The sequence below is a fragment of the Pseudoalteromonas sp. BSi20439 genome (assembly GCF_000241165.1).
Taxonomy (GTDB): domain Bacteria; phylum Pseudomonadota; class Gammaproteobacteria; order Enterobacterales; family Alteromonadaceae; genus Pseudoalteromonas.
Genome location: NZ_BADW01000010.1, coordinates 116298 through 141914, shown reverse-complemented (window position 1 = coordinate 141914; position 25617 = coordinate 116298). Strand labels below are relative to the sequence as shown.

Genomic DNA, 25617 nt, shown 5'->3' with positions numbered 1-25617 from the left:
CAAAAAAATAGCCCCTTTTAGTGATAAAAGGAGCTACTTAAATTAAGCCGTTTTCTTAGGCTTGATACGCAGTATCTTAATACCTAAGTAAGCATAAATAACGGCTAAGAAAGGATTTATAAGGTTAAAGAAAGCATAAAGCGCATAGTCAAACGGATTGATTAATAGGACACTTTGCATATACGCACCGCAGGTATTCCATGGTATGAGCGGGCTGGTAATTGTACCGCCATCTTCTAGTGTGCGTGACAAATTAACCGGCTTTAACCCGCGTTTTTTATATTCTTCTTTAAACATACGCCCGGGTACAACAATAGCAATATACTGATCTGCTGCGATAATATTGGTACCAATACAGGTAGCAATAGTTGAAGCAATTAATGAACCGGTACTTTTTGCGATTTTAAGAATACTTTTAACAAATATATCAAGTAGACCCGTTTTTTCCATAATCGCACCAAACATAAGTGCCGTCATGATCAACCATGTCGTGGTTAGCATGCCTGACATGCCACCGCCACTGAGTAACGAGTCCATTTTTGCATCACCGGTACTAATAGTAAAACCGTCAAAAAAAGTGGTCCAAACCAGTTTAAAGTAACCAACAAATTCACCTTGGGTCATATCTATTTGGCTAGCAATTAAATCAGATTGAAATAACAATGCCCATACAGCGCCAATGACAGCGCCTATAGAAATAGCCGGAAACGCTGGCATTTTTCTTATTGCTAAGACTAGTAACACAATTAAAGGCACCAACATTTCTAAGCCAATGTTAAAGTTTTGCTGAAGAATTGCAGTTATTTGGTCTATTTGACCAGCCTCTCCCGCTGCTGTCGCGTTAAAGCCCATGAAAACAAAGATGATTAATGCAATTACAAAGCTTGGAACAGTTGTCCATAACATATGGTGAATGTGTTCAAATAAATCAGCGCCAGCAACAGCCGGTGCTAAATTGGTAGTTTCTGATAGTGGGCTAAGCTTATCGCCAAAATAAGCGCCTGATATTACGGCGCCAGCGGTAACTGTCGGCTCTAAACCAAGCCCAGAAGCTACACCAAGTAACGCGACACCTATAGTCGCTGCTGTAGTCCATGAACTACCAATACTCATTGCTACAATGCCACAAATTAAACAACTCGCGGCGTAAAACCAGCTAGGATTGATAATTTGGAGGCCGTAATAAATTAACGTTGGTACGGTTCCTGATAATAGCCAGGTTCCGATTAATGCCCCTACCATGAGTAAGATCAAAATTGCACTAAGAGATAAGGTGATCCCCTCAATCATTGCATCTTCTAATTTTTTCCAGGTGTAGCCATTTTTTAAACCAATTAATGCCGCAGCGAATGTTGCAAACAACAAGGCAATTTGATTGGGACCTGACGATGAGTCATCACCAAATAAGTACACAGCGGCACCTAATAAACAAATTAATACAGTAATTGGAATGAGTGCATCAAGAAACGAGGCACTTTTAAGTGGTTTTTCTTCAATTGGCTTCAAAATATAGACTCCTACACACATTCGATGCATGTTGATTATTTTTATTAGCACGTACGCGCATTTATTGAGCATGCTTGATCTAGCTCAACTTTTGGTAATCAGCAATTATAACAATTTAGCAAATTATCGATAGTAAAAAAGGCGCCTTAGCGCCTTTTTTTTTACTGAATAAAGCCTATGTTAGCGCTTAGCTACGCGACCATATTTAATATAATCTTGTGTAATAAGTGCTGCTTCTTCAAGAAATGGGTCAAGCTCTTCAATTACCTCAGGCACGTCATCTAAATTTTCTAAAGGTTGTTTGCCTAAACGCTTTAAACGCTCGTTAGTGCGTGCTAATGCTCGCGCTTCATTTTCTTCTTTTTCTTTAATACGTTTTTTCTCGACTAAAGAAATTGTTTTACGATCTTTTTCTTCGTTGTAACGAGCGATATCCTCAAACACATAATTAAATTCAGGTTCAGTTTTAATTCGCTCATTGTGCTGTTTTTCAAGCACATTTATAACAGGATTTAAACGCCCTATTTGCTTATACTGTGCTTGTACTATGCTATCCCATGGTAGTGCATTATCTTGCTTACTTTCCCCCCACTCAGCAGGGTCAATAGCCGATGGGAACGTAATATCTGGGATCACCCCTTTATGCTGTGTACTACCACCATTAATGCGGTAAAACTTTGCAATTGTATATTGCACACTACCTAGCGGGTTATCGTATAAATCATAAGCACGTGCGAGGCCTTTATGCTGCTGCACAGTGCCTTTACCAAAGGTTTGTTCACCTATGATAACTGCGCGGCCATAGTCTTGCATTGCCGCTGCAAATATTTCAGATGCAGACGCGCTGTATCTATCAACAAGCACTGTCAGTGGGCCATCGTAATAAGTAATGCCATCACGATCTTTTTGCTCTTCAATGCGATTATTTAATGTATGAATCTGTACCACTGGGCCTTGATCAAAAAACAAGCCTGACAGCTGCGTCGCTTCATATAGCGAACCACCGCCATTTTGACGTAGGTCTATAATAATACCGTCAACTTTTTGCTCTTTTAATTTAGCAAGTTCTACTTTTACATCTTTAGAAAGGTTGTTGTAAAAGCCAGGGATTTCGATTACCCCTATTTTACTAGTCAGATCTGAATAGCTGGCTTCAAATACTTCTGATTTTGCTGCTCGGTCTTCCAGACGAATTTTATCACGGGTTATCTCAACTACCTTTGGCGTACCGTGAGCATCTGCACCCTTTAAATATTGTAAACGTACTTTCGTGCCTTTAGGACCTTTTATAAGATCAACCACGTCATCTAAACGCCAACCAATAACATCAACAAACTCTTCGCCCTCTTGAGCCACACCAATAATGCGATCATCGGCTTTAATTTGCTCAGATTTGTCTGCAGGGCCTCCTGGAACTAGACTACGAATAACCGTGTAGTCTTCATCAGGCGTTAATACTGCGCCAATCCCCTCAAGCTCTAAGTCCATGTCCATTTTAAATTGTTCAGCACGACGAGGTGACAAGTATGAAGTATGCGCTTCAATACTGCGTGCTAGCGAGTTCATTACAATTTGAAATGCGTCTTCAGATTTTGACTGAACAAGGCGTTTTTCTGCGTTTTTATAGCGCTTAGTCAACACCTCTTTAATGCCTGGCCAATCTTTGCCAGTCATTTTTAAACGCAGTGCATCATATTTTACCCGTTCGCGCCAAATTTCATCAAGCTCAGCTTGGGTAGTTGCCCACGGTGCATCTTCGCGGTCATAAAAATATTCATCTTCTTCGTCAAACGTCATTTCGTTTTCAAGTAGCGACAGTGAAAATTCATAACGTTCAAAACGGCGTTTAAGGCTTAAGTTGAAAATATCAAACGTAAACCCTAACTGACCGCTAAGCAGCGCGTTATCAAAACGGTTACGATATAGCTCAAATGAGTCTACATCGCTTTTTAAAAACACGCTTTTATTAAAATCAAGGGATTCGATGTAACGATCAAATACTTTACTCGAAAGCTCATCGTTAAATCGAACGGGTGTGTAATGTGAACGAGTAAATAGATTAGCCACTCGTTTGCTGGCTGTACCGTGCTGACTTTCTTGTTTTAACAAGGGTAAGTCTTCTAATGTTACCGGCTCTACTGCAGCAAATAACGAACCTGAAAACAGCGCAGCAACTAACGGAATGAGCGTAAACTTTTTACTCATACACAACTCCTTAATTTTTTTCGCAACTTAAATAATGTATAAGCTGTCGGCTTTGGTTTTTACTTGCATACCTGTCACTAGTTCAACGTGAACATCGTCTTTGTTTACTTCAGTGATTACTGCATTAACAAGTGCTTGGCCAAGTTTAACTTTAACCTTGTTATTAACCTTGACCTCGCCTGCAGGTAAAGGTTCAACTTTTCCTGAACGCTTAGGCGCAGCGGCTTTGGCAGGTTTTGCTGCAGCTGATGGATTTTTAGCTGAATGCGCTGGCTTCTTCTTAAAAGATTTTGCATCTGAGTCTTGACGTGGGCGTTGCTGCTTTTTGCGCTTTGCCATTTTAGCACGGCTTTCTTCCAACGCTTTTTGTGCGTGGTCGATATGCTCTTGCTCAACTTTCTCGCCTTGATTTCCGTCAAGATCAATACGGAACTCAGATTTAGTAACCGCTTCAAGATAGCGCCAGTTAGATGTGTATTTTCTAAGTGCTTGGCGTACTTGTGTTTTACTAACTTTTTCAGACCCTTCAATACGCTCAGCGATATCTTTAAAGATACCTACTTTAAGCGGCTGAATGCCTTCTTTTTGTTTAAAACATTGTGGAAATTCTTGGTATAAGAACTCCAATACTTCATTAATATCTTTTAGCTTGTTTGTGGTTTCCATTTTAGAACCTATTTAATCACATCTTTTCATCAAGGGCAGAATCAACATAGTGGATGCTCCAATCAACTAACTCTTCAAAGTCAGTTTCAATCACAGCCATATCACCACGTAAATGTTCCCAAATACCATTTATAATTTCATCAATTGAATCACAGTCTAAATCATCAGGTAGACGATCCCAGGCCATGTGAATCAAATCATTGAGCGTTTCCGCTACATGTTCTTCTTCACCTTCCCAATCACCTACATCTTGAACGGCGAATAGGTAATCTTGAACATTTAGCAAATCTTTCATTACAGGCTAGCCTCTAAGCATTTTACAAGTGCTTCAAGCCCTGCTTGGTCATCAGTATCAAATCGGCCAATACTTGGGCTATCTATATCAAGTACCGCAAATACACGGCCGTTTTTCATGATAGGTACAACTATCTCAGAATTTGACGCCGCATCACAGGCTATATGACCGTCAAACGCATGCACATCTGAAATTAACTGGGTTTGCTCGGTTGCCGCAGCAGTGCCACATACCCCTTTCCCTACCGGAATACGAATACAAGCTGGATTGCCTTGAAATGGACCAAGTACCAATTCTGTCGGTGAATCCATAAAATAAAAGCCCGCCCAATTCACATCTTCTAAAGAAGTAAATAATAGCGCGCTAATATTTGCCATATTGGCAATTATGTTTGATTCACCGCCTATCAGCGATTCAGTTTGCTTAACTAATGACTGGTAAAAATCGTGCTTTTGCATACCAAACTACTTCTTATTAAACATACAGTAGCTAAAGGTACTCTTTGTCACTAAAAATTGAAACCTTTTGCGGGTAAAAAAAAGGAAATTACATGGTTTTACGACACACTTGATTAAATATTCTGCAATTAGCTTTGTACCGATTTACGCAGGCCAAATAAAAACAGTCCTGCAGCAAATCCCGACATCACACTATTGATTAAAAATATCTCGCCAGTAGTCGCACTAAGCAGATAGCTAAAAATAGCGCCACCCAGTAAGCCAAGAGTTAATACCCCAGAATAATTCACCTTAGAATACTTAAACATAAGTAAGTAGCCTGGCACCACAAACGCAGCCATCGTTAACCCTACTATGTGGGCATTAGCAATGGCCGTCATCAATAGCCCTAAAAAGATAGACACCGCGTCACCACGCATAGTCAATGCGTAATATATTCCTAGCATACTGCCGATAATAACAGGAGATAATAATGAAAGTGCGACGCTTTTAGCAAGTTGATGTTTCATAGTAAGAACCTTAAATACACAAGCATAAATCTTATTTCTTAGCATGCCCTAAGAGCTGTAGCTTATAAATAGAGACTATGGTCGTATTTTTTAACTAAATATACTTGGTTTTGAGGTTAGGTATAGCGAAAATTAGACACAAAAAAGCCCGCTAATAAGCGGGCTTTAATATAATGGTGGAGAGATAGGGATTTGAACCCTAGAGGGGCTATAAACCCCTGCCGGTTTTCAAGACCGGTGCATTCGACCACTCTGCCATCTCTCCGAAAGTGCATAAACTACAAGTAAGTGCGTACTCATAGTTATTTTAATAAGGTGGTGGAGAGATAGGGATTTGAACCCTAGAGGGGCTATAAACCCCTGCCGGTTTTCAAGACCGGTGCATTCGACCACTCTGCCATCTCTCCGCACGGCCTGAATAATAGGGAAACCCATGGGCTTTGTGAAGCTTTTTTTTCAATTATTTGTTCAAGTGATTAAAAAACAACTAATTTATTTAAACATAAAGCAAAAAGGGCGATTCCTATACGCCGAGTGAACTTTTATTTAAATTTAGTTGTCTATTGATCTACAAAGGTTTGCCCAAACATATAAGAGTTGGTAATCTAATTTTAGTTAAATTACAGGAACTACTTAGTTTCACTTACAGGAGCTCTACAATGGCATTTAATCAATCGTACAATACTGCAAAGCCGGTAATGTCGACCATTGAAACAAACAAAGTGCTTAAAAACACTTATTTTCTACTTGCAATGACACTTGCATTTAGTGCCGTCACCGCCGGCATTTCAATGGCACTGCAATTACCTTATTTCATGGGACTAGTATTTACACTGGTCTCATTTGGTCTGCTTTTTGTTGTTAACAAAAAAGCCGACACAGCATCTGGTGTATTTTGGGTGTTTGCGTTTACAGGATTAATGGGCGCTGGTTTAGGCCCACTCCTTAATCACTATGCACAATTACCTAATGGCCCTATGCTAATTATGCAAGCGCTAGGTTCTACGGCGTTAATCTTCTTTGGTTTATCTGCTTATGCACTTAACACTAAAAAAGATTTCTCGTTCATGGGTGGTTTTTTAACTGTGGGCTTAATTGTGGTTATCGTGGCAAGTATTGTAAATATTTTCCTAGGTAGCTCTTTAATGTTTATGGTACTAAACGCAGCCGTGGTACTAATCATGTCTGGCCTAATTTTGTTCGATACGAGCAGAATCATTAATGGCGGCGAAACGAATTATATCCGCGCAACGGTTTCTTTATACCTGAGCGTTTATAACTTATTTACGTCTTTACTTGCGTTACTTGGCGCAAATAATGACTAATTAAATAGTTCTGTTAAAATAGCCCCTTTATTGGGGCTTTTTTATTGGAATAGTTTTGGCACGCTTTGTACTTTCTTTACATACTCCACCATCGGATCACGATACCACACAGCGTATTGTTAAATTTGCTCACGCTTGTTTAGCACAAGGGCATAGTATTGATGCAATATTTTTATACCAAGATGGTATCTATCATGCTTCTACTCATTTTGAGCTTGCCTCTGATGAGCTCAATTTATCCTCGCTTTGGCAACAGCTAGCCGACAAAAATATTAATTTAATGCTGTGCGTTATGGCAGCTGAAAAGCGTGGCTTAGATATGCAAAATACTGGTGTATTCGCTGTAGCTGGCCTCGCTGAATTTGCTATGTTAGCCAGTGAAGCAGATAAATGGATACAATTTAAATGATTAATGTACTCGTTATTAGTCAATCAAGCCCATTTGATGACATGCATATTCGCGATGCACTTGATATGACCCTTATTTTTGCCGCAGTTGATCAAAATATAAGTTGGTTGTTTAGCGGTCCTGCGGTGCTAGCTCTTAAAAAAAATCAAAGCCCGAATAGTTTGGGGCTTAAAGATTTTTTTAAAAATATTAAAACCCTAGAAATATATGATGTTGATAATATCTACGTGTGTGAGAAGTCACTCATTGACTACGGTTTAAGTAAAAATGAGCTACTTATTGAAGTAAAAACCGTTAACTTTAATGCCCAAAAACAGTTAATTCAAAATCAGCAGCACGTGGTAACGCTATGAGCACTTTACATATATTTTCAAAACCACTGAATTACTACAGTGCAAACAGTCTCGATAATCTGATTATGCTAACAGACTCGGTTTTATTAGTGGGTGATGCCTGTTTTGCTAAAGGGCAATACAGACAATTTGCCGATTCGCTTTATATTTTAAAGGACGATGCAGCGGCGCGTGGTATCTCTTTAAATTTGAATGATAAAGCGATTAGCTATGATGAGTTCGTTACCCTAAGTTTATCATCTAAACAATCAATTACTTGGTGATTTATGCTGGAATTTAATAATCAAACAATAGACACAGATAAGCAAGGTTACCTGCTAGATCATACTGATTGGTCAAAAGAGTTAGCCGATGTTATTGCACAACATGAAAGCATTATATTAACCGAGCAGCATTGGGAAGTTGTTAACTTTGTGCGCGCATTTTATCTAGAATACAACACCAGTCCAGCCATTAGAATGTTAGTCAAAGCGATGGCTAAAGCGCTCGGTGAGGATAAAGGTAATAGCATGTACCTGTATAAGCTTTTTCCGAAGGGACCGGCCAAACAAGCCACTAAAATTGCGGGCTTACCTAAACCTGCACGGTGTATTTAATGAAACAAAAAGCTAAAAACACGTCATCATCAACAAGTAAACGCAATACAGGTCGTACATATTCGCGCAGTGCTGTAAAAAAGAGCCCGATAAAAAGAGCAATTAAGCCACAGATAGCCCAAAGCGATAAAAAAGTTATTTTATTTAACAAACCTTATGATGTCCTTTGCCAATTCACAGACGAGCAAAATAGACAAACACTGGCTAATTTTATTCCTATTAAAGATGTTTATGCTGCGGGTCGCTTAGACAGAGACAGTGAAGGCTTGTTATTATTGACCAATTGCGGGAAATTACAAAATACCTTAACCGCTCCTGGTAAAAAAACCAACAAAACGTACTGGGTACAAGTTGAGGGGGTGCCTACAGAAGCATCTATTGATGCGCTCAGTCAAGGGGTCGAACTCAAAGATGGATTAACCTTACCTGCACAGGTAAAGTTAATCGATGAACCAGCGCTTTGGCCACGCACTCCCCCAGTGAGAGAACGTAAATCAATTCCAACATCTTGGTTGAGTATCACTATAAACGAGGGGAAGAACCGTCAAGTTCGACGAATGACCGCACACATTGGCCACCCAACGTTACGGTTAATTCGCTATAGTATTGGTAAATACACACTCGATGGAATTGAAACAGGTCAATATAAAATCAGTGGGCCACCAACCAACAGTTAATACTTTACGTTAGTCTTTGCTTATCTGGCATTAAAAGCAAAGGTTAAACATGCTGTGTTATTCATGCCTTCCTAAGGCAATACAATTTCTGCCCTGCCTTTTTGCATAATACAGCGCACTATCCGTTGCTTTAAAGAAATCGACATGGTTAGTTTTTTCGCCATGTTTTACCGTATGAACTCCCATACTCACAGAGAGAAAGCCAGTAAAACTATCTTCATGAGCTATCGCTAAATCTTCAATAGATTTTTGTATTTGTTCTGCAATAAAGAGTGCACCTTGATTATCTGTTTGTGGGAGTAAAACAACAAACTCTTCTCCGCCATAGCGCGCTACAAAGTCCTCAGGACGACTGACTGTTTCTGCTAGCTTTTGCGCTACGCTATGTAAACACTTATCCCCTGCAATATGACCATACCTATCATTAAATTTTTTGAAATTATCTATATCAATAATGATCATAGAAAGTTGAGTATTTACTTTTATCAGTTTTTTAAATTCAGCATGTAATTTTTCGTCAAAACGGCGTCTGTTGGCAATTTTAGTCAATGAGTCTAAAAAGGCCATATCGCTGAGTATCTCTTGGGTTTTCAAACGCTCCGTCGCATCGTTAAATACAGCAATAAATTCACTTTCTACACTAATACCTGACACTTGCATTATCACTTTCGAACCATCTTTACATACAATTTGATAGTCATTAGCAGGAATATCGTCATTATTTTTATTTGCCTGCGCTAAAGACTCACCCCACATCGTTTGAGCAGACTCTCTATAACTAGGCTCAGGATACGCGACCTTCCACCACTGTTTTAAATTAGGGATATCATCAATTGTATAGCCAAATACATCTACAAACCGTTGATTAAGCTTTAAAATATCGCCGGTTACCATACAAACATTACACACGGGCAAAGGCAAAATAGTAAATAATTTTGCATAATGGCTCAGTTCATGTTTTCGCATTGGATGTTCAGTTGCACTACTAACAAAACGCTGCTGTTCAACGTGTTTCATTTCAAGAGAAGCATTCATAGTGGCAACAAAATGCCATTCTAACCACCACTTTTCTAGCTGCTTTAAAATGACTTGTTGAAAGGGATTAATAAAGTCTAAAGAATGTTCAATGAGTCTAAATAGCGCTAAAATAGGGTTGGGTTCTTCAAAGCGGTAAGGACGAGGAACCCTAATGGTTTGATAAAACAGTTTGTAAGCTGATTCTTTAAAGTTATGTGGTAATTGTTCTGCTACTAAGCAATCATCGCGTTGTACCTTTGTTGATAACTCAACAATGTAAGATTTTACCTTTTGTGCTTGAGAAGCATAATTCATATATTCATTCCATTGACTATATTATAAATACTTATTTGAGTGTTTATGCAATTTAAACTCATCTAAAGGTATTGCATAATCATTTGGTTGTAAAGGTTTGTTAATGAACAATAATAAATATATTCTTTGATTTTCTATAAACAGTACTAACACCTTAAATAAACAACATTTACTCATCATTTATAACTTAAATGAGTGTTTATAATTTAATGGCCTGACATCTTGGACCTGTTGTTCTTTTCAAATTAAAATGTGTTCAAACAAAGGGGCTACAATAGCACCGCAAAATGTGTAATCTAATCGGATAAGTAAAAATCGACTAACAAAGAGTAAATCATCCCTAACCAACATAAAAAAAAGCAACAAAATCTATTCAATAGCCCTTCCTCTCTTTAAGCACTTACAAAATACATGCTATAATCGCGGCCTTTCCAAGTTAACAGTAATCTGTATAAGCGAAATTATTCATGAGCGAAAATAGTCACATTAAAGTCATCGTTGGTATGTCCGGCGGTGTTGATTCTTCTGTATCTGCATATTTATTAAAACAACAAGGCTATCAAGTAGAAGGCTTGTTTATGAAGAACTGGGAAGAAGATGACAATGATGAATATTGCGCTGCCGCTGAAGATTTAAAAGATGCCCAAGCTGTCTGTGACAAATTAGGTATTGAACTTCATACCGTTAACTTTGCAGCGGAATACTGGGACAACGTATTCGAATACTTTTTAGCTGAGTACAAAGCTGGTCGCACACCTAACCCAGACATCATGTGTAACAAAGAAATTAAATTTAAAGCCTTTTTAGAATTTGCGGCTCAAGCACTTGGTGCTGACTTTATAGCAACGGGCCACTACGTACGTCGTGAGCTCAGAGATGATAAATATGTTATGTGCCGTGGCCTAGATGATAATAAAGATCAAAGCTACTTTTTGTACACATTGAGCCATGAACATATCGCGCAAACGCTGTTCCCTGTCGGAGATATTGCCAAGCCAGAAGTACGCCGTATTGCTGAAGAGCAAGATTTAATTACCCACGATAAAAAAGACAGTACTGGTATTTGTTTTATCGGTGAGCGTAAATTTAAAGATTTCTTACAAAAATTCTTACCTGCTCAACCTGGTGTTATTGAAGACACAGATGGTAACAACGTTGGTGAGCATGAAGGGTTGATGTACCACACCTTAGGTCAGCGCAAAGGCTTGTTAATTGGTGGTATGAAAGAAGGCTCAGGCGAACCTTGGTATGTTGTAGACAAAGATGTTGAACGCAATGTATTGATTGTGGGCCAAGGTAAAAATCACCCTCGCCTTTACAGTAATGGCCTAAATGCCAACCAATTACACTGGGTAGATCGTGTTGGTCCTCAAGGTACTACTCGTTGCACCGTAAAAACACGCTACCGTCAAGAAGACCTAAGCTGTACCTTATTAGTCGGTGAAGATGGTATGGCACGCGTATTATTTGATGAGCCACAAAAAGCGGTAACCCCAGGACAATCTGCCGTATTTTACGCTAATGAAGTGTGTTTAGGTGGTGGCATTATTGATTCGGTGATTAAGTAATGAATCAACATCAAGTCATGGCGCTTGCAGCCATGTGTCAAGTGGCTAAGCAAGTTCAGAAGGTTGCCCAATATGGTCGCGCTGATGAACAAGATTTATCGATTTTATTATCAAGTATTGTGCAAACCTCGCCAGCTTCCCCAGAAGATGTTTATCAAGGTGAACATAACTTACGTGATGGCTATAAAACATTGATGGCACAACTGAGTGCCGGTGCTCAAAAAGATGTAGAAATAGTCAAATATGTAGGTGGTTTAATGCAGTTAGAGCGTGCGCTTAGTGCTAACAGTAAAAGCCTCAATGAATTAGGTAAACGTATTGATGATATTCATCGTCGTTTGGATCATTTTGCTATTACCGATGACAGTGTTGTTGCCGGTTTAGCAGATATATACTCGTCGGTGCTAAGCCCCCTTGGGCACCGAATTCAGGTTTATGGTAAACCCGAGTTATTAAAACAGCAGCTCACGCAAAATAAAATCCGCGCATTACTTTTAGCCGGAATTCGCAGTGCAGTATTATGGCGACAAATGGGCGGCAAACGTCGTCATTTCTTTTTTGCGAAAAGAAAAATTCTCGCCATAGCTAAAACAAAAATTTAATTATCGTTCAAACTAAAATTTAGGAGTTATTATGGAGCTTTCAGCGTTAACGGCTATCTCTCCGGTTGATGGTCGCTACGGCAGCAAAACCACTGAACTACGCAGTATTTTTAGCGAATTTGGATTAATCAAATACCGCGTAACCGTTGAAGTGCGTTGGTTGCAAGCGTTAGCTGCAGCAAGCGAGATTAAAGAAGTCCCCGCTTTTAGCGAGCAAGCAAACGGACTATTAAATGCTATCGTCGATAACTTCTGTGAAGCCGATGCGCAGCGTGTTAAAGACATTGAACGCACTACTAACCATGATGTAAAAGCTGTTGAATATCTACTAAAAGAAAAAGTAGCTGATAACGCTGAATTACATGCCATTAATGAATTTATTCACTTTGCATGTACCTCTGAAGATATCAACAATTTATCTCACGGTTTAATGTTAAGTGAAGCCCGTAACAATGTTATTTTACCTTATTGCGATGAGCTATTAAGCGCAATTAAAGAAAAAGCTATTGAATACAAAGCCATTCCAATGATGACACGTACGCATGGGCAACCTGCTACCCCATCAACAATGGGTAAAGAGTTTGCAAACGTATACATGCGTTTAAAGCGTCAACGTGACCAAATTGCACAAGTAGAAATGTTAGGCAAAGTAAATGGTGCTGTAGGTAACTACAATGCTCACCTAAGTGCTTACCCTGATTACGACTGGCATACTCACGCAGATAAATTTGTAACTAGCCTAGGTTTAACACTTAACCCGTTTACTACACAAATTGAACCGCATGACTATATTGCAGAGCTATTTGATGCAATTGCGCGTTTTAATACTATATTGCTAGATTTTGACCGCGACATGTGGGGCTACATTGCGCTTAATCACTTTAAGCAAAAAACCATTGCCGGTGAAATTGGCTCATCAACTATGCCACACAAAGTGAACCCGATTGATTTTGAAAACTCAGAAGGTAATTTAGGCTTAGCCAATGCTATCTTTGGTCATTTAGCACAAAAACTACCTGTGTCTCGCTGGCAACGTGATTTAACTGACTCAACCGTATTACGTAACTTAGGTGTAGGTATGGGTTATGCGGTAATTGCATACCAATCAACCCTTAAAGGTGTAAGCAAACTTGAAGTAAACGAGCAACGTTTAGCAGATGAGCTTGACCAAAACTGGGAGCTGCTCGCTGAGCCAATTCAAACCGTTATGCGTAAATACGGTATTGAAAAACCATATGAAAAGCTAAAAGATTTAACCCGTGGTAAACGTGTAAATCAAGAAATTATGGCTGATTTCATCGATGGTTTAGACCTACCAGAAGCTGCAAAAATTGAAATGAAAAAACTAACGCCGGCTAACTACATTGGTCGCGCTGTTAAGTTTATTGATGATTTAGTTTAATCACTCAAATCTACTAATAAAAAGCGAAAGGTACCTGCCTTTCGCTTTTTCATTTAGGTCTTAACGTTATAGGCATTCTATGTATCAATTAAAAATAAATGAATTATCAGAGCAAGCGTTTTTAAGTCAATATTGGCAAAAAAAACCACTGTTGATCAAAGCTGGTTTTAAAGATTTTCAAGACCCACTTGATGCGAATGAACTCGCAGGCCTTGCTATGGAAGACAGCATAGAATCGCGCATTATTACTAACCACAATCAACAATGGCAATCGCATCAGGGACCATTTGACGATTTTGAAATACTCACTGATCAGCACTCGACACTACTCGTGCAAGCAGTGGATCATTGGCATCCAGAGGCTGCTCAGTTACTTGAACCTTTTCGCTTTATACCTAATTGGCGAATAGATGATTTGATGATCAGCTACTCAACCCCAGGTGGCGGTGTTGGCCCACACCTAGACCAATACGATGTATTTATTATTCAAGGTGAAGGTAAGCGCCATTGGCGGGTAGGATTACCCGACCCAACACTAAAACAGTTTGCTCAAAATAAAACATTACTGCAAGTTGAAGCTTTCAGTGCAGTAATTGATTGTATTTTGGAGCCCGGTGATATTTTGTATATACCACCAGGTTGTCCTCATGAAGGCTATGCGGTTGAGAATGCACTTAACTATTCAGTCGGTTTTAGAGCACCTAATCAACAAGATTTACTTTCAAGTTTTGCTGATCATATTATCGACACAGAAAGCGGCCAAGAAAGGTATACCGACCATACCCTCGCCCTGCGTGATTCTAAAGGTGAGCTAACCCAAAGCGAAGTCGATAAAGTAAAAACGTTAATGCAAGCATTGCTAGAAGACGAGAGTTTATTTAAACACTGGTTAGGTAATACCCTTAGCCAACCTAAGCATGATATGGACTTAGCCCCTGAAGAAGACCCATTTAGTGTCGAACAAATACAACAACTGCTTGAAAACCAAGTAAAATTTGAGCGTTTAGGGGGCACACGTGCTATTTATCAATGTATGGATGCAGAGCTACTTCTGAGTATCAATGGCGAAAACTTCGCTTTACCCTTATCTGATTTAGAAGCGGTAAAACAGCTTACTGATTTTATTGAATTTGATAGTAGCGTGCTTAATGCAACCACACCTAGCCTAGATTTTATCGAAACTTTTACTACACTGGTTAATGAGGGTATCTGGTTTAGCTAGGGGGAGGTCATGGTTTATACCGTTGACAAAGTTGATTGGCAAAGTGAAAAAAGTCAACTGCAACATATAAGGGAGCGAGTGTTTGTATATGAGTTACATATTCCTAAAAGTATTGAATTTGACAACTTAGATGCACTCGCTCAACACATTCTGGTCACCGATAATATGCACTCACCTGTTGCCACAGGTCGATTATGTAATGATGGTTTAATTGGTAGAATCGCCGTATTGCCGCAGCATCGCAACCGCAATGTTTATAATTCACTGCTTAATTTCATTGTTAAATTAGCAGCGGAGCAAGGTATTGAAGCAATCAGTATTAATTGTATTTTAAACGAAGTAGAACGATTCAAAAATAATGGGTTTATTCAGCAAGGCCACGTCTTTATGGAAGCAGGTATCCCAAGGCAACGTATGCAGTGCCCTATTGCATGCTTTGAAACACGACCATTTACTTTAGTGCATTAACAATAAAGCGAGCCATTTGGCTCGCTTTTTATTTTCTATTCTTGTCGGTAATCTTTGAAAAAACGCTGCATTTTCATCATTGCACTCGATAAATCATCTTTATTGGGTAAAAATACCAATCTAAAGTGATCAGGCTCTGGCCAGTTAAAGGCGCGCCCATGCACTAATAATATTTTTTCTGCTTTTAACAAATCAAACATCATTTGTTCATCGCTTTTAATATTGAATTTAGCGGTATCCACTTTAGGGAAAGCATAAAGCGCCCCTTTTGGCTTTTTACAACTAATTCCATCAATCGCATTTAAGCCGCGCCAAGCAATATCTCGCTGCACATATAAACGCCCACCGGGGTCTATTAAGCTATCAATTGATTGAACCCCTCCCAATGCTTGCTGAATTGCATATTGTGCGGGCACATTGGCACAGAGGCGCATTGAAGCAAGAATATCTAAGCCTTTAATTAAATCTGTCATTAATGCCGTACGACCACTTAGCACCATCCAGCCCATTCTCAGCCCAGCAGCGCGGTATGTTTTAGCTAAGCCATTAAAGGTAATGATAGGGAGATCATCGCATAATGAACCAATAGAAGTATGGGTAACGCCGTCGTATAGAATTTTCTCGTATATTTCATCGCTTAACAGCAAAAGCTTGTGCTCTCGAGCAATATTGATCAATTCTTCAAGCAAAGCGTTACTGTAAACGGCCCCAGTTGGGTTGTTGGGGTTTATCAGCACCAATGCTTTGGTTTTAGAAGTAATTTTACTTTTGATATCGTCAATATCAGGAAACCAGTCTTGCTCTTCATCACACAAATAGTGAACCGGATTGCCACCTGCTAATTTTACCGAGGCAGTCCAAAGCGGATAATCTGGGGCAGGAATTAACACTTCATCATCATTATTCAACAGTGCTTGAGTGACCATTTGGATAAGTTCACTCACACCGTTACCAATGTAAATATTATCAACGTCTAAATTGTGTAAGCCACGCTGTTGGTAGTGCTGATAAATAGCAACACGCGCAGAATAAAGACCTTTAGAGTCACAGTACCCTTGAGCTGAATATAAATTACGGATGATATCGCGATGCATATCTTCTGGCATATCAAAACCAAATGCGGCGGGGTTACCTATATTAAGCTTTAATACCTTTTGGCCCTCATCCTCCATTTTTTTAGCTTGCACTAAAACGGGACCTCGGATGTCATAACAGACGCCGTCTAATTTATGACTCTTTTTTATTTCTGACATTGTTACCTCTAAAGAGCAAGTTAATCATTAGACTAACTCAGTAAAGCCGTGAATTACTAGAAAAATTAAGCGCTTAAAACTGAAAAAAATTCACGTTAACACTCTTTTTTATTACTGTTGAAACACGTTTAGCGTCCAGCTAACCATGCATTTAGTTTTGCTTGTGAGCCAGTAACTTGCGCCATTAATCCATCGGCTGCATCAACAGCCTGCTCGTCATTCCCATTATTTAAATTATATTCAATTAAACGGGCAACTTCGGCTAAACTTGCCGCACCAAATTGAGCGGCGTTTGATTTAAGGCTATGAGAGTGGCGAATAGCGGCCTCTTTATCTTGCCCAAGCGCAGCAATTGCTTCGTTACCCAATCGCTCAAATTCCGCACAACAAAATTCCAGTGTATCTGGAAATTGTTCACCTAATAGCGATTCCATACTTTCTAAAGCGGATTCGTCAATATTGATCTCTGTCATATTCATGCCCTTCAATACGGTCCATCGATTTTTTTCTTATCTCTTACTCTATATCTAAGCACAAAAAAAACCAACTTTATTACCGCAAAAATGTATAATTACGCCAAATGTACTAACGAAATAGTGTATTCAATGGCTCGCCCTCTTTGTAAACAGTGTAATTTTTCGCTAAGCACCTGTATTTGCAACGCAATTACCCGTGTTAATAACCAAACTCAGGTTATTATTTTGCAGCACCCCAGTGAAGCAAAAGTTAGCAAAAATACGGCGCAATTATTAGCTTTGGGTTTAACCCACTGTAAAATTATTAAAGGCGAAAATAATCAGGACTTCGCCTGTTTACAAAACCTGCCTATTGAATCGACCGTATTACTCTACCCAAGCGAGCACGCCGTAAAATTAGATCTACCAAATAATAATGAAAACCTGCAAGCTATTACGCATTTAATTGTGATTGATGGCACATGGAATAAAGCCTTTAAAATTTTGCAATTAACCCCGTTATTACAACAGTTTAAAACGGTAAGCTTTAGCCATATTCCCACCAACCGTTATGCTATTCGTAAAGCCCCTAGAGCAGATAGTTTATCGACGCTAGAAGCAGTAGCACATAGTTTATGGCTCATAGAAGCACTAAACCCTGCACCCTTGTATGGTTTATTAGACGAATTAATAAAAAAACAAACCCAACACATGCCCGCTCACGTAAAAGCACGTTACTTGTAATTAAAAATGAAATTACCAATGCGTAATACCCCTTCTCGATTAAAGCGCGGATTTTCACGCCAAGGCCCTGACTATCGTTTTGACGACCAAGTTGATTTTAGCGATATTAGAACGACTTTTGGTTTTCGTTCAATGGTCGTTGGTAAGTGGGTGACTAAAGAAGAGCGCTTTATTAGTGCCAATTTAATTTATGATGCGCTAGCTGATTTAGCGCAAATTTTACATTTACCACCAACGGCAATTGGCCTTCGCGGTAAACTTAACTTTGCCTTTGGCCATGGCGGACAAAAAGGTGTGCAAGCACACTATAATGCTTATGACCAAACTCTCGCACTGGCAAAAAACGCAGGCGGCGGTGCTTTAGCCCATGAGTGGTTTCATGCATTCGATCATCATATTAGTGAGCATTTATTTAAATCAAAAACCCGCTTTGGTTTCGCCTCTAAGTTATGGCTGTCAAACTCTCCTGATTTGAGCCATCCACTTAATGATGCACTTAATCAATTTTATAAGCAGGTATTTTTAGCGCAAAACGGTGAAGATGCGAATGAATTTGTCCAACGCTGTATCGCGTTTGATAAGGCACACAAGCAGCAATACATGAGTATGCCAGAGGAGCTTGCAGCTCGCTGTTTTGAAGCCTGTATAAATCAGCATCAAACAATAAAAAATAGCTTTTTGGTCAGTGGATTAAACAGTAATAATTTAATTTACCCTGAGCTTAGCCAAACGTTAAAAGCCAATGAAGCACTTAACCAATATTTTCAATTATTAGGTTACGCGCTTCATCAACAAGCATAGTAATCGTTTCTAAAAATCAGAATTACTATTTATCATCACTGATACGACTTGCCACCGCGCTATTTTGATCTTTATATTTTGCATCAACACGAGTGTTATATGGGTTTTCACATGGGCCGGTGAGCGTTTCAAAGCTCATTGCACCAATCTTCATCATGGGTCTTAGCGCCAGTGGCAATTTACCCGAGTTATAAAACTCTAGGACAATATTACCACTCCAACCTGGATCGATTCGGTGAGCGGTGACATGCACCATTAAACCTAAACGTGCCAGCGATGAACGTCCATCTAACCAGCCAACAATATCAGCAGGTAACGTTACTTTTTCATAGGTTATTGCTAATGCAAGCTCGCCGGGGTGTAAAAAGAATGCTTCGCCATCGTCTAATACAATTTCGTCGCTCATGATTGACTCTAACGCTTTATTAAGCTGAACTTTTGGTCCACTTAAGTCAACGTAAGCAGCATTATGAGCATGAAAAGTTCTAAACTTATTACCCAAACGAAGATCCGCAGTCACCCCTGAAATCATTTCACTGGTTGGCGCTGGCTCAATAACAATACGCCCATCGTTTAAATATTCTTTTATATGTGTATCTGAAAGTCTCATTTTTAATCTTCCGTAATCACAACTTCAATTGTGTTGTGATGTTGTTGATAATAAAGCGTACTGGCGATGAGCCGTGCGGCTGCACTGTAGGTTTCACTTATAGCAGCACTTGCATCATTGGCAATCAATTTACCTTGTTCAGAGGATTCTCTGATATTAATCGCAAGCGGAATATGCGAAAGCACAGGAACACCATGCTTCATGGCTAATTTTTGTGCGCCATCTTTACCGAATACATGATTAGCTTCGCCGCAATGTCCGCAAATGTAATGGCTCATATTTTCAATCAAACCAAGCACTGGCACGTTTACTTTATTAAACATAGCAATGCCTTTTTGCGCATCTGCCAGCGCTAAATCTTGTGGCGTAGTAACAATTACAGTGCCACTGGCAGGGACTTTTTGGCTCATGGTTAATTGAATATCGCCAGTGCCTGGGGGCATATCGACGATTAAGTAATCAAGCTCACCCCAATCGGTTTCATTTAATAGCTGACTAAGCGCGCCTGAGGCCATAGGACCGCGCCATACGGTAGCATCGTCGCTAGGCACTAAAAAGCCAATAGATTGCGCTTTAATGCCGTTAGCATTAAATGGTTGTAATTGCTTGTTGTCTTTAGTGACAGGCTCACTGCCTACCAAACCTAACAACATAGGTATAGAAGGACCATAAATGTCAGCATCTAAAATGCCGACTTTAGCGCCCTCATTTTTAAGCGAACCTGCAATGTTAACAGCCGTGGTTGACTTACCCACTCCGCCTTTACCTGAGGCCACTAAAATAATGTGCTTTATGGCTTTAAATTTTGCAGCCTCTTTAAGTGTCACCACCGCGCTTACATTTACTTCGGTTTTAAGTCGCTCGGTTAAAAATTTAGCAACATGTGGCATTTCAGATTGTGCTGCAAACGGAAGAGTGAGTTTAACAATAATTGATTTATCGGTGTTTTGAGTAATATCAGCGATAAAATCTTGCACAATACCCACAGCGAAAGCGGCACTTCGATAGGCCGCTAAAGCAGAAATAATCGGTTGTTTTTGCACCGATTTAGCAGAGAATAGTTTCGACAGTCCAAACATAGCAATAAAATAGCGTTTCTTTGATGAAAAGTGCCACGGAATTATGTAACATTCAGGGCATTAACACCAGTCAATTAGTAAATATCCATAAGCAGTGTACTCTGTTACTACCGCGCTTATCGATAATGTAATAATTTTCATCTGTTCCTGACTAGGAACGCTTAATTCGGAATGATTATGGCACAGCGAAAGATCCTGATTACTAGCGCATTACCTTATGCCAATGGCCCTACCCATTTAGGGCATTTATTAGAGTATATTCAAACTGATATTTGGTCGCGTTTTCAAAAACTACAAGGCCACGAAGCATACTATGTGTGCGCCGATGATGCTCATGGCACACCTATTATGCTTAATGCGCAAAAGCAAGGGATCACGCCAGAGGAAATGGTTAAAAATGTTAGCATAGAACGCCAACGCGATTTTGCTGATTTTAATATCAAATTTGATAACTACCACAGCACTCACAGCCAAGAAAATAAAGAATTTAGTGAGCTTATTTATAACCGCCTTAATGATGCCGGTCATATTAAAAAGCACACTATTTCCCAGTTATTCGATCCAGAAAAAGGCATTTTTCTGCCAGACCGCTTTGTTACTGGCACCTGCCCTACCTGTAAATCAGAAGATCAAAACGGTGATAGCTGTGATGCCTGTGGCGCAACCTATAGCCCAACAGAGCTGATCAACCCACGCTCGGTTATGTCGGGTGCTGAGCCTATTTTAAAAAATTCTGAGCATTACTTTTTTGACTTACCCGCCTTTGAAAGCATGCTTAAAGAATGGCTACACTCAGGCACAATCCAGCAAGAAATGGCGAATAAGCTAGATGAGTGGTTTGCCGATGGTCTTCAGCAATGGGATATTAGCCGTGATGCACCTTATTTTGGTTTTGAAATCCCAAATGCTCCAGGTAAATATTTTTACGTATGGCTAGATGCGCCTATTGGTTATATGGCGAGCTTTAAAAACTTATGTGACAAACAAGACATCGACTTTGATGCGTTTTGGCAAGAAGGGTCTGACGCTGAGCTTTATCATTTCATTGGTAAAGACATCATCTATTTTCACAGCCTGTTTTGGCCTGCGATGTTAGAAGGCGCTCAATTTAGAAAGCCTACTAACGTATTTGCCCATGGATTTGTTACGGTTAATGGCGCAAAAATGTCTAAATCAAAAGGCACGTTTATTAAAGCGCGTACTTATTTAGATAACCTAGACCCAGAATTTTTACGTTATTACTACGCAGCTAAACTAAACAGTGGCATCACCGATTTAGACTTAAACCTAGAAGATTTTGCACAGCGTGTAAATTCAGACTTAGTGGGTAAAGTAGTTAATATTGCGAGCCGTTGTGCTGGCTTTATTACTAAAAAGTTTGACGGTAAGTTAAGCGACACGATTATGGAACCACAGCTACTAGCGGAATTCCAAAACGCCTCAGCCACTATCACTGAACATTACGAAAATCGTGAATACAGTCGCGCAATCCGTGAGATTATGGCCCTTGCTGATAAAGCAAATCAATTTATTGATAATGCTGCGCCTTGGGTGCTTATTAAAGACGAGTCTAAGCAAGAAGAAGCGCATCAGGTATGTTCATTAGGACTTAACTTATTCCGCGTACTGATCACTTACTTAAAGCCTGTACTGCCTGGTATGGCCACAAATGTTGAAGCCTTCTTAAATGATGAGCTTACATGGCAAGGTGTGCAAACTGCACTAATAAGCCACCCTATCAATAAATTTAAGCCGTTAATGCAACGTGTTGAAATGGACAAAGTGAATAAAATGGTTGAAGAATCAAAAGAAAGCTTAATCGCTGAAAAAGACAAAATCGATCCTAATAGCCCACTGGCAAAAGAGCCTATTGCAGCTGAGATTGAATTTGATGACTTTGCAAAAGTAGATTTACGCGTTGCTAAAATAGCTAAAGCAGAGCACGTAGAAGGCGCTGACAAATTGCTTAAGTTAACTCTTGATTTAGGCGGCGAAACACGCCAAGTATTTGCAGGTATTAAATCAGCCTACGCACCAGAAGACATCGAAGGAAAGCTAACTGTGATGGTCGCTAACCTTAAACCGCGTAAAATGCGCTTTGGAATGTCTGAAGGTATGGTACTTGCTGCAGGCCCTGGCGGTAAAGAAATATACATTCTTAACCCAGACGATGGTTCAGAGCCTGGTATGCGAGTAATGTAAGCACTGTGCTTGTTTAAAAAGCCGCTAAATATTTAGCGGCTTTTTTTATTGTTGACGTTATTTAGCTAAGGCGACTACTTTTGCCAAATGAATCACTAAGCATTGGGAGCTAATATATATAAACCAGTTTATATAGCGCACCTGAGGATAAAAACCTTGCCCTTGGTTACCATAAATCCAAAAAGCACCAATAATGGCATCAGCCAATGCAGCAAGTAAAAGCCCTAAGCTCACCCACATTATTGGTTTAGGTGCATAAAAACCACCATAAACAACAACCAACATCAGACCCATAAGTCCCACCGCAGTTACCACAACACTATAAAAGCCTGTCATGGCTAAAATTGGTATACCAGCTCCATCAAGATACATAGAGGCGAGTGACGTAGCACTTACAACCAGTACTACAACTATAAAAAAGGCGCTTTTTAGTCGCGATATAGCTTGTTGCCTTTTATAGGCTAACACACAGGCTAAAAATAAAAGGCTGTAGCCAGGTGCAAACAATAAAATTGAATCAACTAAATAGTCATGCTTTATTAACGTTGCATAGCGGTGATAATGTTGGGATAGATTAAAGTTAATCACATCCCCAACTGTACACAACATCAAAGCTGCGCTACATAGAAGTGCTATGAAGCGTAACTGCTTATCTTTAAACTGGTGAAATACCCAAGTAGTCATTGCCACACTATTAAACATCAGTAAGCACAGCGAGCTCACTGTTAATAGCAATAAAATTTCTTTTTTGTCAGGTGTAATTAGCCCTACCAACAGCACAACTAAAGCACATAGCCAAGCAATAAAAGAAATGATCTGATGAGGGTGTTTTATAGATAACGAATTGATTGCACTAGCCAAGGTTTAAAATTAATAAACTTAATTTAGCAAATTATTATCGCTTAGGGTTTATTTTTATTATGCGCAGTTTGCATTTCTTTTTGTGTTTTTAGCCGACATTGTGCTAACTGCTCAAGTCGAATAGCTTTAATTGCCGCCAAAGGATCATCCACACTGAGTCCACCAGCATCATAGGTGTTTTGTTGATCTATCACTTTATTGTCATCTTGTTTAGTATGCATATTATTCTCACTTGGAACTGTTTATCGATTTTAGGCGCGCTACATCAAATAAAAAAGTGCTGAAACACTTTACGATTTAGTTGAAAAACACCTGTCCCTCTGTATATTAGAGATTACTAATATTGAGGAGTGTATTATGCGCATTATTTTACTTTTTTCCAGTTTATTTATTTCATCCGCTGCTTTTGCTAGCAATACCGGCGAGGCACGACAAACCATCAAGGCATTTTCAACTGATTTAAAACAGGTACTCGTTAGTACTATGAAGCAAAGCGGCCCACTCGCGGCAATAAGTGTATGCAATACAGCAGCACCCGCTATTGCTTCACAACACAGCAACAGTCCTTGGCAAATTAGCCGCAGTGCTTTAAAAACTCGTAACTCAGATAATCAACCCGATGCATGGCTCAAAAATGTTTTATTAAACTTTGAACAACGTAAGCTCAATGGCGAGCCGGTAGCAAGCATAGAATATCAAGAGCAAAGACCGGATGGCTGGTATTTTGTAAAAGCGATCCCTACTCAAAAAGCGTGTTTGGCATGTCATGGCAGTGACATTGCCCCCGCAGTTTCTAAAAAAATAGCGACTTTATACCCTAATGATCAGGCAACTGATTTTAAATTGGGTGACATTCGTGGCGCATTTGTTGTTAAGAAAGCCATTGAAAATCACCAATGATAATCCGTTGACGATCAACTATTGAATTTTACCGCATCGGATGCAATACGTTTTTTACGCCTAACGTATAGAGTATGTGGCAGCATAAGTAATTGATTTAATAAAATAGCTAATACCAATGCAAACAACACTGCACTCGCGGTTAAAGGAATACCTAACTTAAAGTTATTAAGTGTATTTTGTAATCTGTCAAAGCGCTCTGGGGAGAACATATACAGCATTTTTTGCACTAAATTACCTTGTTCAAAAATAGCCATCCCTTTTTTTAAATCAGCAAATTGCAGTAATGTTTGTTGTTTTTGCTTTGCATCGGCTCTGACACTCGGTTCAGTGTTTGCTAAATGACGCTTTATCATTGCTTGTGTACTAGAAAAATTATATTGCTCTGCTGTATCTGCATAGCCATCAACTTGCCACTTGGTAGCATGATACAAGCCCGCTAAATGTTGTTGGTAATGATCACTCAGCTGCGGTAGTTGCAATGAAACAATAAAAGCGCAAGCAAATATTAATTTATCGAACAGGTTAACGATCATAATAATCCCTTGTGCTGCGTTTAATAAAAGTGACTACCGTTAACTATAACAGGTAGTCGCTTTAGTCTAAACACGGTGTGCTGCTGCGCTGTTAATCTGCTTGGTGAAATTGACGATGCAGGTCTTGAACTTGCTCAACAAGTGCTGGTACGGGCCCATAAACAGCAACATTAGGAGCAACCGCTTCAATGGGTAACGGATTAACCGGTGACTTAGTCATTTTGAGATCGTTAAGCCAGCTAGTTAATTGCGCAGATGAACTCACATACATAATTCGGCCTAAACCTACCCATGCATGTGCTGCTGCGCACATAGGGCAATGTTCCCCTGAGGTATACACGGTAGCCCCAGCGCGTTGCTCAGGTGTCATATTATTTGCAGCCCATCGAGCAATTTCAAACTCAGGATGACGTGTATGATCGCCACCCGCAACACGGTTGCGATCTTCCATACATACATTTCCTTTAGCATCTACAAGCACAGAGCCAAACGGTTCATCGCCTGCTTCTAACGCCTCTTTAGCTAGCGCTATGCTACGTTTTAAGTGTATTAAATCAGTTTCGTTCATAATCTTTAAAATCCT

General features: G+C 39.6%; 30 protein-coding genes and 2 tRNA genes. 15 read left to right on the top strand and 17 right to left on the bottom strand.

Going from position 1 to position 25617, the window contains the following annotated elements:
• Nucleotides 1–42: 42 nt before the first annotated feature.
• The 8 genes from nhaC to P20439_RS01280 form a co-directional block, all read right to left on the bottom strand.
• Nucleotides 43–1527 (bottom strand): Na+/H+ antiporter NhaC, encoded by a 1485-nt coding sequence (nhaC, locus tag P20439_RS01315; protein WP_036932638.1) that lies wholly within the window; start codon nt 1525–1527, stop codon nt 43–45.
• Between the two features lie 159 nt (nt 1528–1686).
• Nucleotides 1687–3711, bottom strand: coding sequence for a carboxy terminal-processing peptidase (gene prc / locus P20439_RS01310; RefSeq protein WP_008112043.1), 2025 nt, complete (start codon nt 3709–3711; stop codon nt 1687–1689).
• 27 nt (nt 3712–3738) lie between these two features.
• Nucleotides 3739–4377, bottom strand: a complete 639-nt coding sequence (gene proQ, locus P20439_RS01305; RefSeq protein WP_008112041.1) for an RNA chaperone ProQ — start codon at nt 4375–4377, stop codon at nt 3739–3741.
• Nucleotides 4378–4393: 16 nt separating this feature from the next.
• Nucleotides 4394–4672: a hypothetical protein gene (locus P20439_RS01300; RefSeq protein WP_008112039.1), complete on the bottom strand. Its 279-nt coding sequence runs from the start codon at nt 4670–4672 to the stop codon at nt 4394–4396.
• The gene (locus P20439_RS01295) at nt 4672–5130 is read right to left on the bottom strand and encodes a GAF domain-containing protein (RefSeq protein ID WP_008112037.1); all 459 of its coding nucleotides are present in this window, start codon (nt 5128–5130) and stop codon (nt 4672–4674) included. Before P20439_RS01295 ends, P20439_RS01300 begins: the two co-directional genes overlap by 1 nt.
• 128 nt (nt 5131–5258) lie before the next feature.
• The gene (locus tag P20439_RS01290) at nt 5259–5639 is read right to left on the bottom strand and encodes a hypothetical protein (RefSeq protein WP_008112036.1); all 381 of its coding nucleotides are present in this window, start codon (nt 5637–5639) and stop codon (nt 5259–5261) included.
• Between the two features lie 174 nt (nt 5640–5813).
• Nucleotides 5814–5904, bottom strand: a tRNA-Ser gene (locus P20439_RS01285).
• Between the two features lie 51 nt (nt 5905–5955).
• Nucleotides 5956–6046, bottom strand: a tRNA-Ser gene (locus P20439_RS01280).
• Between the two features lie 252 nt (nt 6047–6298).
• On the opposite strand from P20439_RS01280, the gene P20439_RS01275 reads away from it, so the two are divergent.
• Genes P20439_RS01275 through P20439_RS01250 form a run of 6 tightly spaced genes read left to right on the top strand, consistent with a single transcriptional unit; the run spans nt 6299 to nt 8999 of the window.
• A complete protein-coding gene (locus P20439_RS01275) occupies nt 6299–6964 on the top strand; it encodes a Bax inhibitor-1/YccA family protein (protein ID WP_008112034.1) in 666 nt (221 codons plus the stop codon).
• Between the two features lie 55 nt (nt 6965–7019).
• Nucleotides 7020–7373, top strand: coding sequence for a sulfurtransferase complex subunit TusD (gene tusD / locus P20439_RS01270; protein WP_008464037.1), 354 nt, complete (start codon nt 7020–7022; stop codon nt 7371–7373).
• Entirely contained in the window at nt 7370–7726 is a 357-nt protein-coding gene (gene tusC, locus P20439_RS01265) for a sulfurtransferase complex subunit TusC (protein WP_008112028.1), read from the top strand. The genes tusD and tusC overlap by 4 nt, the downstream gene beginning before the upstream one ends.
• Complete coding sequence (locus P20439_RS01260; protein ID WP_028835169.1) at nt 7723–7989, top strand: DsrH/TusB family sulfur metabolism protein; 267 nt, start codon at nt 7723–7725, stop codon at nt 7987–7989. Before tusC ends, P20439_RS01260 begins: the two co-directional genes overlap by 4 nt.
• A gap of 3 nt (nt 7990–7992) precedes the next feature.
• Nucleotides 7993–8322: a TusE/DsrC/DsvC family sulfur relay protein gene (locus tag P20439_RS01255; protein ID WP_008112024.1), complete on the top strand. Its 330-nt coding sequence runs from the start codon at nt 7993–7995 to the stop codon at nt 8320–8322.
• Nucleotides 8322–8999 carry an rRNA large subunit pseudouridine synthase E gene (locus P20439_RS01250; protein ID WP_008112023.1) on the top strand — a complete coding sequence of 226 codons (678 nt, stop codon included), beginning with the start codon at nt 8322–8324 and terminating at the stop codon, nt 8997–8999. The genes P20439_RS01255 and P20439_RS01250 overlap by 1 nt, the downstream gene beginning before the upstream one ends.
• Before the next feature lie 57 nt (nt 9000–9056).
• Here P20439_RS01250 and P20439_RS01245 read toward each other — a convergent pair whose 3' ends face one another.
• Nucleotides 9057–10331, bottom strand: coding sequence for a diguanylate cyclase (locus tag P20439_RS01245; RefSeq protein WP_008112020.1), 1275 nt, complete (start codon nt 10329–10331; stop codon nt 9057–9059).
• Between the two features lie 467 nt (nt 10332–10798).
• On the opposite strand from P20439_RS01245, the gene mnmA reads away from it, so the two are divergent.
• The 5 genes from mnmA (at nt 10799) to P20439_RS01220 (ending at nt 15593) form a co-directional block, all read left to right on the top strand.
• Nucleotides 10799–11899: a tRNA 2-thiouridine(34) synthase MnmA gene (mnmA, locus tag P20439_RS01240; protein ID WP_008113585.1), complete on the top strand. Its 1101-nt coding sequence runs from the start codon at nt 10799–10801 to the stop codon at nt 11897–11899.
• Entirely contained in the window at nt 11899–12501 is a 603-nt protein-coding gene (hflD, locus tag P20439_RS01235) for a high frequency lysogenization protein HflD (RefSeq protein WP_008113587.1), read from the top strand. Before mnmA ends, hflD begins: the two co-directional genes overlap by 1 nt.
• Nucleotides 12502–12532: 31 nt before the next feature.
• The gene (gene purB, locus P20439_RS01230; RefSeq protein ID WP_008113589.1) at nt 12533–13903 is read left to right on the top strand and encodes an adenylosuccinate lyase; all 1371 of its coding nucleotides are present in this window, start codon (nt 12533–12535) and stop codon (nt 13901–13903) included.
• A 79-nt stretch (nt 13904–13982) separates the two neighbouring features.
• Nucleotides 13983–15125, top strand: coding sequence for a cupin domain-containing protein (locus P20439_RS01225; RefSeq protein WP_008113591.1), 1143 nt, complete (start codon nt 13983–13985; stop codon nt 15123–15125).
• Nucleotides 15126–15134: 9 nt separating this feature from the next.
• Nucleotides 15135–15593, top strand: coding sequence for a GNAT family N-acetyltransferase (locus P20439_RS01220; RefSeq protein WP_008113592.1), 459 nt, complete (start codon nt 15135–15137; stop codon nt 15591–15593).
• A gap of 35 nt (nt 15594–15628) precedes the next feature.
• On the opposite strand, the gene P20439_RS01215 is transcribed toward P20439_RS01220, so the two are convergent.
• Nucleotides 15629–16846 (bottom strand): pyridoxal phosphate-dependent aminotransferase, encoded by a 1218-nt coding sequence (locus P20439_RS01215; protein WP_036932631.1) that lies wholly within the window; start codon nt 16844–16846, stop codon nt 15629–15631.
• A 128-nt stretch (nt 16847–16974) separates the two neighbouring features.
• Nucleotides 16975–17319: an Hpt domain-containing protein gene (locus P20439_RS01210; RefSeq protein ID WP_008113596.1), complete on the bottom strand. Its 345-nt coding sequence runs from the start codon at nt 17317–17319 to the stop codon at nt 16975–16977.
• Nucleotides 17320–17451: 132 nt separating this feature from the next.
• On the opposite strand from P20439_RS01210, the gene P20439_RS01205 reads away from it, so the two are divergent.
• On the top strand, nt 17452–18045 hold the full coding sequence (locus P20439_RS01205; protein ID WP_008113598.1) for a tRNA-uridine aminocarboxypropyltransferase: 594 nt from the start codon (nt 17452–17454) through the stop codon (nt 18043–18045).
• 18 nt (nt 18046–18063) lie between these two features.
• Nucleotides 18064–18846 (top strand): CLCA_X family protein, encoded by a 783-nt coding sequence (locus P20439_RS01200; protein ID WP_008113600.1) that lies wholly within the window; start codon nt 18064–18066, stop codon nt 18844–18846.
• A 25-nt stretch (nt 18847–18871) separates the two neighbouring features.
• Here the strand turns inward: P20439_RS01200 and dcd are convergent, their stop codons facing one another.
• Nucleotides 18872–19456 carry a dCTP deaminase gene (dcd, locus tag P20439_RS01195; RefSeq protein WP_008113601.1) on the bottom strand — a complete coding sequence of 195 codons (585 nt, stop codon included), beginning with the start codon at nt 19454–19456 and terminating at the stop codon, nt 18872–18874.
• A gap of 2 nt (nt 19457–19458) precedes the next feature.
• Nucleotides 19459–20535: an iron-sulfur cluster carrier protein ApbC gene (gene apbC, locus P20439_RS01190; protein ID WP_008113602.1), complete on the bottom strand. Its 1077-nt coding sequence runs from the start codon at nt 20533–20535 to the stop codon at nt 19459–19461.
• 177 nt (nt 20536–20712) lie between these two features.
• On the opposite strand from apbC, the gene metG reads away from it, so the two are divergent.
• Entirely contained in the window at nt 20713–22737 is a 2025-nt protein-coding gene (gene metG / locus P20439_RS01185; protein WP_036932650.1) for a methionine--tRNA ligase, read from the top strand.
• A gap of 57 nt (nt 22738–22794) precedes the next feature.
• Here metG and P20439_RS01180 read toward each other — a convergent pair whose 3' ends face one another.
• Nucleotides 22795–23421, bottom strand: coding sequence for a hypothetical protein (locus tag P20439_RS01180; protein ID WP_238529448.1), 627 nt, complete (start codon nt 23419–23421; stop codon nt 22795–22797).
• A 218-nt stretch (nt 23422–23639) separates the two neighbouring features.
• Nucleotides 23640–23819, bottom strand: coding sequence for a hypothetical protein (locus P20439_RS01175; RefSeq protein WP_008113605.1), 180 nt, complete (start codon nt 23817–23819; stop codon nt 23640–23642).
• A 136-nt stretch (nt 23820–23955) separates the two neighbouring features.
• Here P20439_RS01175 and P20439_RS01170 point away from each other — a divergent pair, with 136 nt between their 5' ends.
• On the top strand, nt 23956–24498 hold the full coding sequence (locus P20439_RS01170; protein ID WP_008113606.1) for a DUF3365 domain-containing protein: 543 nt from the start codon (nt 23956–23958) through the stop codon (nt 24496–24498).
• A gap of 14 nt (nt 24499–24512) precedes the next feature.
• Here P20439_RS01170 and P20439_RS01165 read toward each other — a convergent pair whose 3' ends face one another.
• Nucleotides 24513–25034 (bottom strand): DUF2937 family protein, encoded by a 522-nt coding sequence (locus P20439_RS01165; protein WP_008113607.1) that lies wholly within the window; start codon nt 25032–25034, stop codon nt 24513–24515.
• A gap of 91 nt (nt 25035–25125) precedes the next feature.
• Complete coding sequence (locus P20439_RS01160; protein ID WP_008113608.1) at nt 25126–25602, bottom strand: nucleoside deaminase; 477 nt, start codon at nt 25600–25602, stop codon at nt 25126–25128.
• Nucleotides 25603–25617: the final 15 nt, after the last annotated feature.

Bases quoted from the DNA above. Each gene is read 5' to 3' on its own strand.
- nhaC (WP_036932638.1), bottom strand. From the start codon at position 1,527: ATGTGTGTAGGAGTCTATATTTTGAAGCCAATTGAAGAAAAACCACTT.
- prc (WP_008112043.1), bottom strand. From the start codon at position 3,711: ATGAGTAAAAAGTTTACGCTCATTCCGTTAGTTGCTGCGCTGTTTTCA.
- proQ (WP_008112041.1), bottom strand. From the start codon at position 4,377: ATGGAAACCACAAACAAGCTAAAAGATATTAATGAAGTATTGGAGTTC.
- P20439_RS01300 (WP_008112039.1), bottom strand. From the start codon at position 4,672: ATGAAAGATTTGCTAAATGTTCAAGATTACCTATTCGCCGTTCAAGAT.
- P20439_RS01295 (WP_008112037.1), bottom strand. From the start codon at position 5,130: ATGCAAAAGCACGATTTTTACCAGTCATTAGTTAAGCAAACTGAATCG.
- P20439_RS01290 (WP_008112036.1), bottom strand. From the start codon at position 5,639: ATGAAACATCAACTTGCTAAAAGCGTCGCACTTTCATTATTATCTCCT.
- P20439_RS01275 (WP_008112034.1), top strand. From the start codon at position 6,299: ATGGCATTTAATCAATCGTACAATACTGCAAAGCCGGTAATGTCGACC.
- tusC (WP_008112028.1), top strand. From the start codon at position 7,370: ATGATTAATGTACTCGTTATTAGTCAATCAAGCCCATTTGATGACATG.
- P20439_RS01260 (WP_028835169.1), top strand. From the start codon at position 7,723: ATGAGCACTTTACATATATTTTCAAAACCACTGAATTACTACAGTGCA.
- P20439_RS01255 (WP_008112024.1), top strand. From the start codon at position 7,993: ATGCTGGAATTTAATAATCAAACAATAGACACAGATAAGCAAGGTTAC.
- P20439_RS01250 (WP_008112023.1), top strand. From the start codon at position 8,322: ATGAAACAAAAAGCTAAAAACACGTCATCATCAACAAGTAAACGCAAT.
- P20439_RS01245 (WP_008112020.1), bottom strand. From the start codon at position 10,331: ATGAATTATGCTTCTCAAGCACAAAAGGTAAAATCTTACATTGTTGAG.
- mnmA (WP_008113585.1), top strand. From the start codon at position 10,799: ATGAGCGAAAATAGTCACATTAAAGTCATCGTTGGTATGTCCGGCGGT.
- hflD (WP_008113587.1), top strand. From the start codon at position 11,899: ATGAATCAACATCAAGTCATGGCGCTTGCAGCCATGTGTCAAGTGGCT.
- purB (WP_008113589.1), top strand. From the start codon at position 12,533: ATGGAGCTTTCAGCGTTAACGGCTATCTCTCCGGTTGATGGTCGCTAC.
- P20439_RS01225 (WP_008113591.1), top strand. From the start codon at position 13,983: ATGTATCAATTAAAAATAAATGAATTATCAGAGCAAGCGTTTTTAAGT.
- P20439_RS01220 (WP_008113592.1), top strand. From the start codon at position 15,135: ATGGTTTATACCGTTGACAAAGTTGATTGGCAAAGTGAAAAAAGTCAA.
- P20439_RS01215 (WP_036932631.1), bottom strand. From the start codon at position 16,846: ATGTCAGAAATAAAAAAGAGTCATAAATTAGACGGCGTCTGTTATGAC.
- P20439_RS01210 (WP_008113596.1), bottom strand. From the start codon at position 17,319: ATGACAGAGATCAATATTGACGAATCCGCTTTAGAAAGTATGGAATCG.
- P20439_RS01205 (WP_008113598.1), top strand. From the start codon at position 17,452: ATGGCTCGCCCTCTTTGTAAACAGTGTAATTTTTCGCTAAGCACCTGT.
- P20439_RS01200 (WP_008113600.1), top strand. From the start codon at position 18,064: ATGCGTAATACCCCTTCTCGATTAAAGCGCGGATTTTCACGCCAAGGC.
- dcd (WP_008113601.1), bottom strand. From the start codon at position 19,456: ATGAGACTTTCAGATACACATATAAAAGAATATTTAAACGATGGGCGT.
- apbC (WP_008113602.1), bottom strand. From the start codon at position 20,535: ATGTTTGGACTGTCGAAACTATTCTCTGCTAAATCGGTGCAAAAACAA.
- metG (WP_036932650.1), top strand. From the start codon at position 20,713: ATGGCACAGCGAAAGATCCTGATTACTAGCGCATTACCTTATGCCAAT.
- P20439_RS01180 (WP_238529448.1), bottom strand. From the start codon at position 23,421: ATGACTACTTGGGTATTTCACCAGTTTAAAGATAAGCAGTTACGCTTC.
- P20439_RS01175 (WP_008113605.1), bottom strand. From the start codon at position 23,819: ATGCATACTAAACAAGATGACAATAAAGTGATAGATCAACAAAACACC.
- P20439_RS01170 (WP_008113606.1), top strand. From the start codon at position 23,956: ATGCGCATTATTTTACTTTTTTCCAGTTTATTTATTTCATCCGCTGCT.
- P20439_RS01165 (WP_008113607.1), bottom strand. From the start codon at position 25,034: ATGATCGTTAACCTGTTCGATAAATTAATATTTGCTTGCGCTTTTATT.
- P20439_RS01160 (WP_008113608.1), bottom strand. From the start codon at position 25,602: ATGAACGAAACTGATTTAATACACTTAAAACGTAGCATAGCGCTAGCT.